The sequence below is a fragment of the Microbacterium sp. genome (assembly GCF_047972865.1).
Taxonomy (GTDB): Bacteria; Actinomycetota; Actinomycetes; order Actinomycetales; family Microbacteriaceae; genus Microbacterium.
Genome location: NZ_JBKEAY010000038.1, coordinates 1 through 1536 on the forward strand (window position 1 = coordinate 1; position 1536 = coordinate 1536).

The following is a 1536-nucleotide window of genomic DNA, read 5'->3' on the forward strand; positions in this document are numbered from 1 at the left end:
TCACCGTGTGCCAGTTGACCCCCAGCTCCCGGGCCATCTGGGAGACTGGCCGGGCGTTCACACCCACCTGAAGGCAGCACTCGATCGCTGCGCGGCGAGTGAGCAGACACCGACAGCCAAGGGGACTGCTGCACGGATAGGTGACATCTGATCTGGCTTGCCCGAGGGGCGGGCCTGGAAGGATGTTACAATGCCCAAGCCCTACCCGACCGAGTTCCGTGACGACGTCGTGCGCGTCGCGCGGAACCGCGAACCCGGAGTCACGATCGAGCAGATCGCGAGAGACTTCGGGGTCCACCCCATGACCCTGCAGAAGTGGTTGAGCCGTGCCGCGGTCGAGGACGGCGCCAAGCCCGGCCGAACCCGTTCTGAGGCGGCCGAGGTCCGCGAGTTGAAGAAGCGGAACCGGCTGCTCGAGCAGGAGAACGAGGTGTTGCGGCGTGCGGCGGCGTATCTGTCGCAGGCGAACCTGCCGGGAAAATGATGTACCCGCTCGTGACGGAGCTCGCCGCCGCAGGGATCCCTGTGACGGTGACGTGCCGGGTGCTCAAGCTCTCCCGCCAGCCCTACTACCGGTGGCTGGCCGACCCCATCACCCCGAGTGAGGTGGTCGAGGCGTATCGCGCGAACGCGCTGTTCGACGCCCACCAGGACGACCCCGAGTTCGGGCATCGTCTCCTCGCCGACGAGGCCCGCGATGTCGGGGAAGCGATGTCGGATCGGACCGCGTGGCGGATCACGTCTGCGAACGGGTGGTGGAGTGCTTTCGGGAAGAAACGCGGCAAGAACGCGAAGAAACCCGGTCCGCCCGTCCATGACGATCTCTGCGCCGTCGTCGACGAGCACGGCCGGACCCGACATGTGTTCGCCGCGGACGCCCCGAATGAGTTGTGGCTGACGGATATCACGGAGCACAAGACCGCCGAGGGCAAGCTCTACCTCTGCGCGATCAAGGACGTGTTCTCCGGCCGGATCGTGGGGTACTCGATCGACTCGAGGATGAAGTCGCGTCTGGCTGTTCAGGCGCTGGAGAACGCCGTCGCGATGCGCGGCGACGTCGCTGGCTGCGTGGTGCACAGCGATAGAGGATCCCAATTTCGAAGCAGGAAGTTCCGTCGTGCTCTCACCCGTCACCGCATGGTCGGGAGCATGGGAAGAGTCGGGTCCAGCGGAGACAACGCCGCCATGGAATCGTTCTTCGCGCTACTGCAAAAGAACGTCCTCGACCGCCGCACCTGGACCACCCGCGAGCAGCTGCGCATCGCGATTGTCACCTGGATCGAACGGACCTACCACCGCCGACGCCGTCAGGCCCGACTGGGCCGTTTGACGCCCATCGAATTCGAGACCATCATGAACACGACCGCCGCACTGGCGGCGTGACTACAACCTGTCACCTATCCGTGCAGCAGTCCCGGATGCTGAGCCCGGTGGCGTCTTGAAGGTGGCGTGAGATCGCGAGGGCGGTGAACACGATCGTGAGGTGCGCGTGGATCGAGTCGGCCTCGTGGTGGAACATCGGTCGCGCGCGAAGGT

Annotated in this window: 1 protein-coding gene; it reads left to right on the forward strand. The window is 65.4% G+C overall.

Features of this window, described 5'->3' with window-relative positions; translation table 11 throughout:
- Positions 1-190 precede the first annotated feature (190 nt).
- Positions 191-1383, forward strand: a protein-coding gene (locus ACK5KK_RS02055) for an IS3 family transposase (protein WP_416888429.1) whose coding sequence is annotated in 2 segments (ribosomal slippage) — positions 191-475 and positions 478-1383 — 1191 coding nt in all. Because the reading frame shifts where the segments join, the coding sequence is not laid out codon by codon here.
- Positions 1384-1536: the final 153 nt, after the last annotated feature.